The 11,789-nt window shown below is 62.2% G+C and carries 12 protein-coding genes; 8 read left to right on the forward strand and 4 right to left on the reverse strand.

Going from position 1 to position 11,789, the window contains the following annotated elements; genetic code table 11:
- Nucleotides 1–38: 38 nt before the first annotated feature.
- On the reverse strand, nucleotides 39–341 hold the full coding sequence (locus P3C18_RS05415; protein WP_275960830.1) for a helix-turn-helix transcriptional regulator: 303 nt from the start codon (nucleotides 339–341) through the stop codon (nucleotides 39–41).
- A 127-nt stretch (nucleotides 342–468) separates the two neighbouring features.
- On the opposite strand from P3C18_RS05415, the gene P3C18_RS05420 reads away from it, so the two are divergent.
- The gene (locus P3C18_RS05420) at nucleotides 469–1,053 is read left to right on the forward strand and encodes an ACP phosphodiesterase (RefSeq protein WP_275960831.1); all 585 of its coding nucleotides are present in this window, start codon (nucleotides 469–471) and stop codon (nucleotides 1,051–1,053) included.
- Here the strand turns inward: P3C18_RS05420 and P3C18_RS05425 are convergent.
- Together P3C18_RS05425 and olsB are read right to left on the reverse strand one after the other, a co-directional pair.
- Nucleotides 1,050–1,844 carry a lysophospholipid acyltransferase family protein gene (locus P3C18_RS05425; protein WP_275960832.1) on the reverse strand — a complete coding sequence of 265 codons (795 nt, stop codon included), beginning with the start codon at nucleotides 1,842–1,844 and terminating at the stop codon, nucleotides 1,050–1,052. The two genes, P3C18_RS05420 and P3C18_RS05425, sit on opposite strands and share 4 nt — an antisense overlap.
- Nucleotides 1,845–2,020: 176 nt before the next feature.
- Complete coding sequence (olsB, locus tag P3C18_RS05430) at nucleotides 2,021–2,779, reverse strand: L-ornithine N(alpha)-acyltransferase (protein WP_275960833.1); 759 nt, start codon at nucleotides 2,777–2,779, stop codon at nucleotides 2,021–2,023.
- Between the two features lie 148 nt (nucleotides 2,780–2,927).
- Between olsB and P3C18_RS05435 the strand changes: the two genes are divergently transcribed.
- The 6 genes from P3C18_RS05435 (at nucleotide 2,928) to P3C18_RS05460 (ending at nucleotide 8,318) form a co-directional block, all read left to right on the forward strand.
- Entirely contained in the window at nucleotides 2,928–3,815 is an 888-nt protein-coding gene (locus P3C18_RS05435) for an acyl-CoA dehydrogenase (protein ID WP_275960834.1), read from the forward strand.
- Nucleotides 3,816–3,975: 160 nt separating this feature from the next.
- Nucleotides 3,976–4,761 (forward strand): MBL fold metallo-hydrolase, encoded by a 786-nt coding sequence (locus tag P3C18_RS05440; protein ID WP_275960835.1) that lies wholly within the window; start codon nucleotides 3,976–3,978, stop codon nucleotides 4,759–4,761.
- Between the two features lie 156 nt (nucleotides 4,762–4,917).
- On the forward strand, nucleotides 4,918–6,009 hold the full coding sequence (locus tag P3C18_RS05445) for a serine hydrolase (RefSeq protein WP_275961589.1): 1,092 nt from the start codon (nucleotides 4,918–4,920) through the stop codon (nucleotides 6,007–6,009).
- A complete protein-coding gene (locus P3C18_RS05450; protein WP_275960836.1) occupies nucleotides 6,006–6,344 on the forward strand; it encodes an amidase in 339 nt (112 codons plus the stop codon). Before P3C18_RS05445 ends, P3C18_RS05450 begins: the two co-directional genes overlap by 4 nt.
- Nucleotides 6,345–6,458: 114 nt before the next feature.
- The gene (locus tag P3C18_RS05455) at nucleotides 6,459–7,616 is read left to right on the forward strand and encodes a phosphatidylserine/phosphatidylglycerophosphate/cardiolipin synthase family protein (protein WP_275960837.1); all 1,158 of its coding nucleotides are present in this window, start codon (nucleotides 6,459–6,461) and stop codon (nucleotides 7,614–7,616) included.
- A gap of 90 nt (nucleotides 7,617–7,706) precedes the next feature.
- On the forward strand, nucleotides 7,707–8,318 hold the full coding sequence (locus P3C18_RS05460) for a DUF2846 domain-containing protein (RefSeq protein ID WP_275960838.1): 612 nt from the start codon (nucleotides 7,707–7,709) through the stop codon (nucleotides 8,316–8,318).
- A gap of 130 nt (nucleotides 8,319–8,448) precedes the next feature.
- Here P3C18_RS05460 and P3C18_RS05465 read toward each other — a convergent pair whose 3' ends face one another.
- Nucleotides 8,449–9,624, reverse strand: coding sequence for an acetyl-CoA C-acyltransferase (locus tag P3C18_RS05465; protein ID WP_275960839.1), 1,176 nt, complete (start codon nucleotides 9,622–9,624; stop codon nucleotides 8,449–8,451).
- Between the two features lie 183 nt (nucleotides 9,625–9,807).
- Here P3C18_RS05465 and P3C18_RS05470 point away from each other — a divergent pair, with 183 nt between their 5' ends.
- On the forward strand, nucleotides 9,808–11,490 hold the full coding sequence (locus P3C18_RS05470; protein WP_275960840.1) for a fatty acid--CoA ligase: 1,683 nt from the start codon (nucleotides 9,808–9,810) through the stop codon (nucleotides 11,488–11,490).
- Nucleotides 11,491–11,789: the final 299 nt, after the last annotated feature.

Consider the following 11,789-nt stretch of genomic DNA (forward strand, 5'->3'; position numbering starts at 1 on the left):
GCTGTCAGCTCCTGAAAAAAGTGAATGTAAAAGTTGGTTTAGAGCGCTTGGCTGATGTGGTTAAGGAACGCCTGGATGGTTTCTTCATTGCGTTTGAAGAAGTTCCACTGGCCGACCTTCTTGCTGCTCACCAGGCCGGCGCGCTGCAGGGTCGCCAGGTGCGCGGAGACTGTGGATTGCGACAGCCCGGTGCGCTGGTCGATCTTGCCGGCGCATACGCCGATTTCCAGCGGGTGATCCTGGTCGGCGAAATACGCCTGCGGGTCTTTCAGCCAATGCAGAATGTCGCGCCGCACCGGATGGGCCAGGGCCTTGATCACTTCATCGATGTCGAGTTGCATGCGGGTTATCCCCTGTGCGCTGTAACGCTATATCGCGATGGAGCGAACTTTATATCGGCTTCTTGCGATATACAGATCGTTCGTGGCGATAGTCATCATCACGCGGGCTGATGTGTAAGCTGTGGCCATGAACTACCTCGCGCATTTACACCTCGGCGGCGACGCGCCGGCACAACTGTTGGGCAGCCTGTATGGCGATTTCGTCAAAGGGCCGCTGGCCGGACAGTGGTCGGCGGATATCGAGGCGGCCATCCGCCTGCATCGGCGTATCGATGTATTCACCGACAGCCACCCGCTGCAACTGCAGGCGCGGGCGCGCTTTGCCATGGAACGGCGACGCTACAGTGGGATTCTGCTGGATGTGTTTTTCGATCATTGCCTGGCGCTGAACTGGGGCGATTACGCTAGCGAGCCACTGCCGCGTTTTACCGGGCGGGTGTATCAGGTGCTGGCCGCTGAACCGCGCTTGCCCGAACGCCTGGCGCTGATCGCACCGCGCATGGCCGCGCAGGATTGGCTGGGCAGTTACCGCGATTTTGCCGTGCTGGAGCAGGTGGTCGCGGGGATCGACCGGCGTCTGTCGCGGCCAGGCTTGTTGGCCGGCGGTGCGGCCGAGCTGGAGCGGCTGTATCAGCCGCTGCTGGAGGATTTTCGTCAGTTCTATCCCGAGTTACAGGCCTTCGTTGCTTGTGAGCGTGGGCTCGCCGATTAGGCCGCCTGGCTCTCTGCTTCCGTCCGTTCTGTTTCCGTTGCGTCAGCTGCGCCAAACAGCGCCTGACTGATCGCCTGCTGCGCCGCGCGGGCCAATGCATTGCGGTTCAGCTCGCTGCTGGCAATCGGGGTCAGCAGCTGGATCTGCACCTCGCTCAGCTCGCTGCCGAGCAAACGCAGCAGGTGCGAGAGCATGTCGTCATCACCGATAAACGGCGCCACGCTGCACGGCTTGCCATCGCGTAGGTAACGGATGGCCACCGGCTGTACATAGACGCCACTGTCGATCGCACTGCTTAGCAGGCGGCCGTGAAAGGTGCGCAGGCCGAGGCCGTCGGTGGTGGTGCCTTCTGGGAAGATCAGCAGGTTGCGCCCGCGTTGCAGATGCCGACCGAGTTGCTGGTTAAGCAGGCTGCTGTCGCCCGAGCCACGGCGGATAAACAGGGTGCCGGCCTTGTGCGCCAGCCAGCCGGCCACCGGCCAGGTGCGCACCTCGGCCTTGGACAGAAAGGACAGTGGGGTGAGCATGCCGAGCAGCGGAATATCGGTCCAGGACACGTGGTTGCTGACCCACAGCATCGGCTGACGCGGCAGCTCGCCCTGTACCTGCAAGCGAAACGGCAAGGCCGCCGCCAGGCGCGCGAGAAACCAGCGGGTCAGGCGTTGGCGGGTCGGCATCAGGTCATGCCGGACCAGGCGTTCGAGCAAGGTGATACCTGCCGCTAGCAGTGTGCCGAGGCTGATCACCGCCAGCAGGCGCGCCAGGCGCAGGTACAAACGCAATTTCTTCATCAAGCTCTCCTGCGGCAAAAACACAAACGCCGGCACTGTCTACAGCGTGTCGCGGCTGCAGGCAAGTGTGTAGGTTGGGTTGAGAAGCGCAGCGACGAAGCCCAACAAGCGATGAGCGGTGCATGTCGATGTCATGACGGACACCGTCCGTTGGGCATCGCTGCGCTCAGCCCAACCTACACGGCCGCCTTAAAGTGCTTGGCGTAGCGCGGGCAAAGTTCGTCGCGCTTGAGCAGGATAAACACGTCGGCGACCTGGAAATCCTGGTCCCAGCACGGCTCGCCGCAGATCTTCGCACCCAGGCGCATATAGGCCTTGAGCAGCGGCGGCATTTCGGCGATCACGTTGCTCGGCACATCCAGCGCCGGCAGCGGGGTTTTCGGTTCGGCGCGCAGGTGTTCGGTGCACAGGTAGCGTTCGCGCAGGCGCTGCATGATCGCCTGGGCCTGGATGCCGCCGTCCTGCATGGAGATGCTGGCGCAGCCCATCAGGTAGCGGTAACCGCCCTCGTTGAGCACTTCGGCCAACTCGCCCCAGAGCACGGCGATGGTTGCGCCGTTGCGGTAGGCGGCGTCGACACAGGTGCGGCCGATTTCCAGCACCGGCCCTTCGAGGTGCGGCAGACCGTGCAGGCTGAATTCTTCTTCGCTGTAGAAGCGCCCCAGGCTGGCGGCAGCGCGGTGGTCGAGCAGGCGGGTAGTGGCCACCAGCTCACCGCTGTTGAGGTCACGTACGCCGATGTGTTGGCAGTGAATATCGTAGTCATCCATGTCCAGGCCCAGTTCGGCACCCTTGAGCTTGGCATCGAATTCGGCGCTGAATACGCGAAAGCGCAGCGCCTGGGCTTCGCGCAGGGCGGCAGCGCCGTGCAAACGCTCGGCCTGCAGGCGACGAGCTGGGGTGGTGCGGTCGCGGGTGATTGCCATTTGGGTCATGCCGTCATCTCCGTAAGCCGGCTTTTTGCCTTGCAGCCGGTCGATCTTGTTGGGCAAGCTCAGGCTAGGTAGCGGCGGTGTCACCTCCATGAAGATTTGGTGATGCTTGTGTGACAGTGACTTCGATAATTCCAATAAGGAGCAATGCATGCCCTGGCAACAGCTATTGAGCCCGCAAACGCGTCTGCCGGTAGCGGGGCTGGAGGAGTGGTACGCCAGCCTGCTGGAACGCATCGGCAACCCGACCCCGTTGCAGCTGGCCTTGCTCGGTGGTCGGCTGGCAGCGACGCCGGGGCTGGCGTTTCTCGCCGGTTATCAAGGCGCGTTGCGCGCACTCTGGCCGGCTGCGCCCTGGACCTTGGGCGCGCTGTGCGTCACCGAGAACCGCAGCACCCGCCCGGCGGATATGAGTACGCGGATCAACGCGCTGACCCTCGATGGCCGCAAGGATTTCGTCACCGCCGCCGAAGCTGCTGACTGGTTGCTGGTGGCCGCGCGTGAGGAGGTCGATGGCGCGCCGGTACAGCTGGCTCTTGGCGTGGTGCGCAATGGCGCGCCGGGTGTGCAGATCGAGACGCTGCCGGCGTTGCCGTTGATGCCCGATGTCAGCCATGGCCGCCTGCATCTGCAGGGCGCGCAGTGCGAACGGCTGGCCGGCGATGGCTGGGATGATTACGTAAAGCCTTTCCGTACTCTGGAAGACACCCATGTGCTGGCAGCGCTCAGCGCCTGGCTGTTTGGCGTGGGCCAGGAATCGGCCTGGCCGCAGGCCCTGCAGCTGCGCCTGCTCGGCCTGTTGGCCGGCTGCGCGGAAGTGGCGCGGCAATGCCCGAGTGCTGCGGCTGGTCACTTGATGCTGGCCGGGCTGTTTGCTCAGTTCGACAGCCTGCGCAGTGATCTGGACAACGCCTTTGCCGCCGGCGATGCGCATTGGGCGCAGCTTTGGCAGCGCGACAAAGGTCTGCTGGCGATTGCCGGCAGCGCGCGCAGCAAACGCTTGCAGAAGGCCCAGGCGGTGCTCGGCATAACCTGCTAGTAGCCCGGATGTAATCCGGGTCGCTTATCAGCGCCGCATGTTGCCCCGGATTGCATCCGGGCTGCGGGTTTAACCGGCGTATGCCGGCCGGCTTGATCCAGATCAGTAAGGTTGGGTCGCTGCGCCATTAAGCTCGCGGGCTTTCGGGAGAGAGCCTGCCATGCGACGCGAGCCCATAGTGCTGTTCGATAACGGCGAGCATCAATGCATGATGTTCGATGACCTGGTCAGCGGGGAGGGCGTGCAGTCCAACCAGTTTCTGATCACCGACAACGAGCAGTACCTGCTGCTCGATCCGGGCGGCGATCTGACTTACACGCCGTTGTCGCTGGAGCTGTCCAAGCACATCCCGGTGCAGGACCTGACCTATATCTTCGCTTCGCACCAGGACCCGGACATCATCGCTTCGCTGGACAAATGGCTGCTGCATACGCGTGCACGGGTGATCTGCTCCAAGCTCTGGGCACGTTTTCTGCCGCACCTGACGGCCAACTACCTGGCGCTCAGCCGTGGTATCAACACCTTTGACCGGATCATCGCACTGCCGGACCGCGGCCAGTCGTTTGCCCTGGGTAAATGCACGCTCAAGGCGGTGCCCGCGCACTTTCTCCACTCGGTGGGCAACTTCCAGCTGTATGACCCGGTGAGCAAGATTCTGTTTTCCGGTGACATGGGCGCCTCGATGGTCGATGACGCGCACCCGGTGACGGACTTCGTCAACCATGTGCCGAACATGCTCGGCTTTCACCGGCGCTATATGGCCAGCAACAAGGTCTGCCGGCTGTGGGCGGCGATGGTCCGTGACATGGATGTGGCGATGATCGTGCCGCAACACGGCCGCCCCTTTGTCGGGGCGGAAATGATCAATGCCTTCCTCTACTGGATCGAAAACCTGGAGTGCGGCATGGATCTGATGGGGCCTGACGATTACCGCTTGCCGAAATAGCTGCCTGAATAGGCGCACTGACTTTTCGCGCCGAATCACCGGCTAAACCGGCGTGTTCGGCGCTGTTTGCCGTCATCGATCACATGCTAGGGTGCCGCCTTCGATCCCAGCAGAGGCGGCTCCATGTCTTTCACTCTATCTCCTGCGCGGCGGCTGATGCTGGCCTGCGCTTTCGGCCTGAGCTGCGCGACGGCCCACGGCGAGAACTGGCCAGGTGAAGACTGGGACAGCCAGTTGGCCGCGCCCAGCGCTGCGCTGAGCGAGCTGGAAAGCTATGCCTTCCCGATCCGTGATGACGCGACCCGCAAAGGCGTGCGCACCGACGCCCTGCTGGTGATCCGCGATGGTCAGGTGGTCTACGAGCGCTACGCCGCGCCGACCACTGCCGCCACGCCACACCTGACCTGGTCGATGGCCAAAAGCCTGCTGGCTACCACGATGGGAGTGGCGTACGGACAGGGGCGTTTTCGTCTGGATGCGCCGGTGGCCGATTACTACCCGCCGTTTGCCGTACACCCGCAGGTCAAGGTCGGTCATCTGCTCAATTGGGCTTCGGGCCTGGACTGGCAGGAAGACTACGAATACGCGCCGCTGAAGTCCTCGGTGGTGGCGATGCTCTACACCCGTGGGCGCAGTGATATGGCGGCGTTTACCGCCGCGCACAGTGCCGATGCTGAGCCGGGCGCACGCTTCCGCTATTCCAGTGGTGATACCAACGTGCTGGCTGCCGCGTTGAAGAACATGGTGGGCGAAGCGGCTTATGCTGATTATCCCTGGACCGCATTGTTCGATCCGCTCGGCATTACCACCGCCGTATGGGAGCGTGATGCCGCCGGCACCTTTGTTGGTTCTTCCTACGTGTATATGAGCGCCCGCGACCTGGCCCGTGTCGGCCTGCTGATGCAGCGTGATGGTCGTTGGGGTGAGCAGCAGTTGTTGCCCAAGGCCTGGGTCGACTTCAATCGCACGCCCTTTGCCAACTATCAGCGGCAGGCCGAACAACCCGGTGAGGCGGTGCCTGGCGGGCAATGGTGGTTGAACGCTGCGGTAGCCGGCGCAGGCAAGCCGTGGCCGGATGCGCCGGAGGACACCCTGGTGGCGTCTGGGCATTGGGGGCAGGGGCTGTATGTGATCGCCAGTGAGAACCTGGTGATCGTACGTTACGCCGATGACCGCGATGGCAGCTTTGATCGCAACCACTTCCTCAAGCTGGTTCTTGCCGCGTTGGCCGATGAGGTGCAGCCATGATTCGTCGTCGTCCGTTCAGCAGCCTGTTGCTGCTTATTCTGCTGTTACTCGCCGCCCTGGCCTGGCAGAACCGTGCGCACTTGCAGGCCTTCCCAGGCATCATCGGCGCCTACTCGGCCAAGGAATATTGTTCGTGCCGCTATGTGGCGAACAACCCGGCCGACTACTGCGAGGCGTATGTGGCTCAGTATGTTTCGCTCTCGGGCTTCTTCGATGATCAAGCCAATAAGCGCGTGACCGCGCGCGGCCTGGGCAGCACCCAGAGTGCGCAGTGGCTGGGCCTGCGGCAGGGGTGCCAGCTGTTGCCGGAACCGGCGCAACTGCCTGAGTCATAAAGCACCCGCGGTCGCCTGGCAGGGTTTGCAAGGCCCTGCCGGGCGGCTATGGTGGCGTCTCCATTTCCCATGCGTGAGACGCAATGCGCAGAATCAACTGCAACGTGAACTGTCATGCCGCATAACGTCTTTCCCTGGCGGCGCGGCAACACGCTGGCGCTACTGATCGACGGGCCGCAGTTTTTTGTGCAGATGCTGGCGCGCATCGACGCCGCGCAGCGGCAGGTCGAACTGGAACTCTATCTGGTGGAAAGCGGCGCCTGCGGCCATGTCTTGCTGGCGTCGCTGTGCGCGGCTGCCCAGCGCGGAGTCGCAGTGCGCTGTCTGCTGGATGCCTTTGGTGCGCAAGGTTTGCATGCGGCGGATCGTCAACTGCTGCAGGCGGCCGGCGTGCAGGTGCAGTGGTACAACCCGCTGCGCTGGAAACACGGCGTGCGCAACTTTCACCGTGATCACCGCAAGCTGCTATTGGTCGATGGGCAATTTGCCTTTGTCGGCGGCACCGGCGCGACCGATGAATTCTGGCAGCCGGAGCAAGACAGCAGCCGTTGGCATGAAGTGATGGTGGAAATCAGCGGGCCGCTGGTGGCCGACTGGCAGCAGTTATTCGAGCGCCAGTGGCAGGCGACTCAGGCCTGGATCGCCTGGCGACCGCGTATGCCGCTGCGCCTGAAGAATCTGCCGGCCTTGCCGGCGCTGGGGCAGGGCTTGGGCCGGGTGGCCTTTGCCGATGCCTCGCAGCACCGCGATATTCTGCTCTCGCTGGTACGCGCCCTGCGTGGCGCCAAGCAGCGTATCTGGCTGGCTACACCGTATTTTCTGCCGACCTGGCGCGTACGCCGTACCTTGCGCCAAGCGGCCAAGCGCGGCATCGAGGTGCGCCTGCTGCTGGCCGGGCAGCATACCGATCATCCACCGGTGCGCTTTGCCGGCCAGCGCTATTACGCCAGCCTGCTCAAGGCGGGGGTGCAGATCTTCGAGTACCAGCCGCGCTTTCTGCACCTGAAAATGGTGCTGGTGGATGATTGGGTCAGCGTCGGTTCCTGCAACTTCGACCACTGGAATCTGCGTTTCAATCTGGACGCCAACCTGGAGGCGCTCGACCCGGTCTTTACCGCCAGTGTGGCGGCAAGCTTTCAGGCGGATTTTGCCGATAGTCAGGAAATCACCCTGGCCGACTGGCGTGCGCGGCCCTGGTGGCGGCGCTTGCAGCAGTCCATCTGGGGCGCGTTGGATCAGCTGCTGGTCAACCTGCTCGATCGTCGCCGCTGATCCGCACTTTTTCGGCCCGCACTTTTGTCTGGTGTAGGCCGGGCAGGGCGCCGCTATGCTCGGCCTATAACTCGAATAAGGATGCTGTCGATGCGTGGTCTGCCCTGGCTTGCGGTGCTGTTGTTGGTTGCCTTGAGTGGTTGCTCGACCCCGGGGGCGTTTTTTGGCGCAACCGAAGGCGAAGCCTTCCGTGAGCATGTGCTCAGCGATGACAACCACGCCCTGGTTTACCTCTACCGACCGCAAAGCGATTGGGCGGATCAGGAGCTGGAAGCGCCCGCGCTGTTTCTGAATAACGCGCGCATCGGCAGCCTGCCGAGCAATGCCTATATGGTGCTGGAGTTCGATATCGCCAGTTATCAACTGGAGATGCGTCGGCCGCTGTTTGGCACGCACTGGACCTTCTTCGCTGACGGTCCTCTGGATTTCACCCTGATCAGCAGCTTTACCCTGGACGCCGAAGCCGGTGGCATTTACTACCTGCGCTATGACGAACTCAACCCGCCGCCAGTCAATGAGCAGGCAGTCAGCCAGGGTGATGGCCCGCTACAACTGGTGTCCCGCGAAGTGGCCGCAACAGAAATCAGCACTACCCGTGAGATCCAGCCTTTCGAACGGATTGCCGCCAGCGGTGAAACCGAGCGCATGCAGCGCAGTTTCTGGCGCAAGGTCGGCAAGTCTTTGGACAAGATCGGGATCTAGCCGTCGCTGGCCGTAAAAACCAGTAGCCCGGATGTAATCCGGGGATGTGCTGAAAATCCCCCGGATTGCATCCGGGCTACCGGAGCGGGCTAGGCGGGTGGAAAACCGCGAAGCGTTTCCACCTTCTAGTTTAGATCAACTCGACTGCCACTGCCGTAGCTTCGCCGCCACCGATGCACAGCGAGGCGATGCCACGCTTGCCGCCGGTGTTTTTCAGCGCGTTGATCAGGGTCAGGATGATCCGCGAGCCGGTAGAACCGACCGGGTGGCCCTGGGCGCAGGCGCCACCGTAGACGTTGACCTTGGCGTGATCCAGGCCGTGTTCACGAATGGCCAGCATGGTGACCATGGCGAAGGCTTCGTTGATCTCGTACAGGTCGACCTCGGCCTTGTCCCAGCCGGTTTTCTTCAGCAGGTTAGTGATCGAGCCAATCGGCGCGATGGTGAACTCGCTTGGGTCCTGGCTCTGGGTGGCGTGGGCGACGATCTTCGCCAGCGGCTTGAGGCCACGCTTGGCGGCTTCTTCGGCAGTCATCAGCAGCAGTGCCGAGGCGCCGTCGGAGATTGAGCTGGCGTTGGCCGCAGTGATGCTGCCGTCCTTGCGGAAGGCCGGTTTCAGCCCTGGGATTTTCTCCAGATTGGCGTTCAGCGGCTGTTCGTCATCCTTGACCAGCACATCGCCCTTGCGGCCGCTGACGGTGATCGGGACGATTTCCGCATCCAGCGCACCGCTGGCGATGGCGGCCTGGGCGCGTTTCAGCGATTCGATGGCGTAGGCGTCCATCTGCTCACGGGTGATGCCGTACTGGTCGGCGGTTTCCTGGGCGAAAGAGCCCATCAGGCGGCCGGTGCGTGCATCTTCCAGGCCGTCGAGGAACATATGGTCCTTGATCTCGCCGTGGCCCATGCGCAAGCCTGCGCGTGCCTTCGTCATGATGTAGGGCGCGTTGGACATGCTTTCCATGCCGCCGGCGATCATCACGGTGTTGCTGCCGGCCTTGAGCGAATCAAACGCCATCATTACCGCTTTCATGCCCGAACCGCACAGCTTGTTGATCGTGGTGCAGCCGGTGGCAGCGGGCAGGCCAGCGTTCAGCGACGCCTGGCGCGCCGGGCCCTGTTTGAGGCCGGCAGGCAGTACGCAGCCCATGATCACTTCCTGCACGTCGGCAGGGGCAATGCCGGAGCGCTCAACTGCCGCGCGAATGGCGGCCGCACCCAGGTCAACCGCAGCAATGCTCGACAGGCTGCCTTGAAAACCACCCATCGGCGTACGTGCGCCGCTGACGATGACGATATCGGACATTAGGAAACTCCTCGTTTTTGTAGTAGGTCGCAGGCCAAGCACATCGAATGCGAGCCGCCGATTCTACTGCGTGACTAAAAATGCCCAAAGAGTCACGCGAAAAATCATTCTTTGGGCTGATTTGGGCAGGCTGCGGGGGCTCTAGATTGGCCGCACTGAAAAAAGCCAACAATAGGTACCGCCATGCTGCAGACCCGCCTGATTGCTCCCGCCGACAATGCACACCAAGCGCCGCTGTTGATCAAGCGCCTGCTGCTGTCCGGTATCCGCTACGAGAAAACCCGCGAAATCGTCTACCGCGACCAGCTGCGTTACAGCTACGCCACCCTCAACGAGCGCGTGGCGCGCCTGGCCAATGTGCTTACCGAAGCAGGGGTCAAGGCTGGTGACACTGTGGCTGTGATGGATTGGGACAGCCACCGCTATCTGGAGTGCATGTTCGCCATTCCGATGATCGGCGCGGTGCTGCACACCATCAATATCCGCCTATCGGCTGATCAGATTCTTTACACCATGAACCATGCCGACGATAAGTTCGTGCTGGTCAACAGCGAGTTCGTGCCGCTGTACAAGGGCATCGAAAGCCAGCTGACCACGGTGGAGAAGACCATCCTGCTCACCGATGCCGCCGAGAAAACCGCCGACCTAGGCGGCCTGGTCGGTGAATACGAAAACCTTCTGGCCGCCGCCAGCCCGCGTTACGACTTCCCGGACTTCGACGAGAACTCGGTCGCCACCACCTTCTACACCACCGGCACCACCGGCAACCCCAAGGGTGTGTATTTCAGTCATCGTCAGCTGGTGCTGCACACCATGGCCGAAGCCAGCGTGCTGGGCAGCCTGGACAGCATTCGTCTGTTGGGCACCAACGATGTGTATATGCCGATTACCCCGATGTTCCACGTGCATGCCTGGGGCATTCCATATGTGGCCACCATGCTGGGGATCAAGCAGGTCTATCCCGGCCGTTATGAGCCGGACATGCTCTGCCGCCTGATCAAAGAGGAGAAGGTGACCTTCTCCCACTGCGTGCCGACCATTCTGCAGATGGTATTGGCTGCCCCAGGCGCTCAGGGCCACGACTTTGGCGGCCTGAAGATGATCATCGGCGGCAGCGCACTCAATCGCTCGCTGTATGAAGCGGCCAAGGGCCGCGGTATTCAACTGACCGCCGCCTACGGCATGTCGGAAACCTGCCCGCTGATCTCCTGCGCGCATATCAACGATGAGCTGATGGCCGGCAGCGAAGATGAGCGCACCACCTACCGGATCAAGGCTGGCGTGCCAGTGCCGCTGGTGGAAGCGGCGATCATGTCCGCTGATGGCACCCTGTTGCCGGCCGATGGCGAAAGCCAGGGCGAGCTGGTGCTGCGTGCGCCGTGGCTGACCCAGGGGTACTTCCGCGAACCGGAGAAGGGCGCTGAGCTGTGGGAACACGGTTGGTTGCACACCGGTGATGTGGCGACCATCGACGACTTCGGCTTTATCGATATCCGCGACCGCATCAAGGATGTGATCAAAACCGGCGGCGAATGGATTTCCTCCCTGGAGCTGGAAGACCTGATCAGTCGTCACCCTGCTGTGCGGGAAGTGGCGGTGGTGGGCGTGGTCGACCCGCAGTGGGGAGAGCGGCCGTTTGCCCTGCTGGTACTGCGCGAAGGCCAGAGCCTGGATGCCAAAGGACTCAAGGAACATCTCAAGCCTTTTGTCGATCAGGGCAGCATCAACAAGTGGGCGATACCGTCGCAAATCGCCCTTGTTACCGAAGTTCCCAAGACCAGCGTCGGCAAGCTGGATAAGAAACGCATTCGCCTGGATATCGTCCAGTGGCAAGCCGCCGGCAGCCCGTTTTTGTCCACTGTTTAAGGTGTTGTGCTACGGGTGAGGCGCAAGCCCCGCCCGTTGGCGCGTTTGCCCTGCGATACCGCTAAAGCCAGATGATTAAAGGCTTACAGGCTGTTCTACCGGGTTTTCTTGGGGTGGTTTGCGTAACGTTGCAGGATGTTCAATTCACGCCAGGCCAGGTCGTTTTTGGTGACTGACCAGTCAAACAAGCGTTTGGCTTGCTAATTGCTCATTCCAAGCCATTCTTGGCTCTGCCGGCCGTGCCAAACACGCCGAAACCTGCGAGCCAGAGTGCCTGGGGGCTGCAAATCACACTTTAG

It is taken from the genome of Pseudomonas sp. 1928-m (assembly GCF_029269135.1).
GTDB lineage: Bacteria > Pseudomonadota > Gammaproteobacteria > Pseudomonadales > Pseudomonadaceae > Aquipseudomonas.

Coding starts and splice junctions, on each gene's coding strand:
- P3C18_RS05415 (WP_275960830.1), bottom strand. CDS start 341: ATGCAACTCGACATCGATGAAGTGATCAAGGCCCTGGCCCATCCGGTG.
- P3C18_RS05420 (WP_275960831.1), top strand. CDS start 469: ATGAACTACCTCGCGCATTTACACCTCGGCGGCGACGCGCCGGCACAA.
- P3C18_RS05425 (WP_275960832.1), bottom strand. CDS start 1,844: ATGAAGAAATTGCGTTTGTACCTGCGCCTGGCGCGCCTGCTGGCGGTG.
- olsB (WP_275960833.1), bottom strand. CDS start 2,779: ATGACCCAAATGGCAATCACCCGCGACCGCACCACCCCAGCTCGTCGC.
- P3C18_RS05435 (WP_275960834.1), top strand. CDS start 2,928: ATGCCCTGGCAACAGCTATTGAGCCCGCAAACGCGTCTGCCGGTAGCG.
- P3C18_RS05440 (WP_275960835.1), top strand. CDS start 3,976: ATGCGACGCGAGCCCATAGTGCTGTTCGATAACGGCGAGCATCAATGC.
- P3C18_RS05445 (WP_275961589.1), top strand. CDS start 4,918: ATGCTGGCCTGCGCTTTCGGCCTGAGCTGCGCGACGGCCCACGGCGAG.
- P3C18_RS05450 (WP_275960836.1), top strand. CDS start 6,006: ATGATTCGTCGTCGTCCGTTCAGCAGCCTGTTGCTGCTTATTCTGCTG.
- P3C18_RS05455 (WP_275960837.1), top strand. CDS start 6,459: ATGCCGCATAACGTCTTTCCCTGGCGGCGCGGCAACACGCTGGCGCTA.
- P3C18_RS05460 (WP_275960838.1), top strand. CDS start 7,707: ATGCGTGGTCTGCCCTGGCTTGCGGTGCTGTTGTTGGTTGCCTTGAGT.
- P3C18_RS05465 (WP_275960839.1), bottom strand. CDS start 9,624: ATGTCCGATATCGTCATCGTCAGCGGCGCACGTACGCCGATGGGTGGT.
- P3C18_RS05470 (WP_275960840.1), top strand. CDS start 9,808: ATGCTGCAGACCCGCCTGATTGCTCCCGCCGACAATGCACACCAAGCG.